General features: G+C 60.1%; 1 protein-coding gene. It reads left to right on the top strand.

Translation table 11 applies throughout. The features are described 5' to 3' along the window. Positions 1 to 1097 (top strand): DDE-type integrase/transposase/recombinase (locus tag CXY74_RS00020; RefSeq protein ID WP_233193043.1); only part of this gene is annotated, 1097 nt, incomplete at its 5' end. Positions 1098 to 1132 lie beyond the last annotated feature (35 nt).

The following is a 1132-nucleotide window of genomic DNA, read 5'->3' as shown; positions in this document are numbered from 1 at the left end:
GTGGCGTTGGAGATCATGTCAAAAATGCACGAGCTACTCGAAAGTCTTTCGAAGAGCTCGCGGGACGAAACACCGCACACGTTGCCGTAATGACCGCCTACCGCGAACTGGCCAGCCGAGGAATCTCGACTCGCGTCGCGGCCGACCTGGTCGGGATACCTCGAGCGACCGCCACCAGGAAACCACGCATCCCGATGGCCGGGCCGGCACCGATACCGGCGAACAAGATCGATGATGCCGGCCGCCGGCAGATTCTCGCCGTCGTCAATTCGGAGTCGTTCGTGGATCTGCCGCCGATTCAGATCTACGCGCAGCTGCTGGATGCGGGCACGTACTTGTGCTCAATATCAACGATGTATCGGGTGTTGAACGAGAACCAGCAGGTCAAGGACCGTCGCCGCCAGGCCCGCCATCCGGCCCGGGCGATCCCGGAATTGATCGCAACGGGACCGGGCCAGGTGCTCAGCTGGGATATTACGAAACTCGCTGGCCCGGTCAAGGGGAAGTACTTCGATGCCTACGTGATGATCGATATTTACTCCCGCTATATCGTCGGCGCGTATGTCCACGCGTCGGAATCGGGCGAGCTGGCAGTAGAGATGATGAAGGAAATCTTCGGCATTCACGGCGTCCCTCAGGTCGTGCACGCCGACCGCGGCACGTCAATGACGTCCAAGACCGTCGCCGCATTGTTGTCGGATCTGGAGGTCACCAAGTCTCATTCGAGGCCGCGCGTGAGCAACGATAATCCCTACAGCGAGGCGTGGTTCAAAACCCTGAAATTCGCTCCGACGTTTCCCGAACGCTTCGGCTCCCTCACCGACGCGAAGACGTTCATGACCTCGTTCGTCGACGGTTACAACCACGAACATCGCCATTCCGGGATCGGCCTGAACACGCCAGCTGACGTGCACTACGGCCTCGCCGAGGCGAAGGCCATCGAACGAGCAGCAACGCTGGACGCGGCCAGAGCACGCTTCCCCGAGCGATTCAGCACCAGCCACGCACCAAAGATCCTGTCCATTCCCGCGACGGCTTGGATCAACAAACCAGCCGACAAACCCACCGAGAATGACCGACTCGAACTAGCCGCCTAAACTCCCACTGGCCTCATTCACCTTGACAAATTCCG

This window comes from Cryobacterium sp. Y29 (assembly GCF_002929825.1).
In the GTDB taxonomy this organism is placed as follows: Bacteria; Actinomycetota; Actinomycetes; order Actinomycetales; family Microbacteriaceae; genus Cryobacterium.
This window is presented reverse-complemented; position numbering and strand designations above follow the sequence as displayed.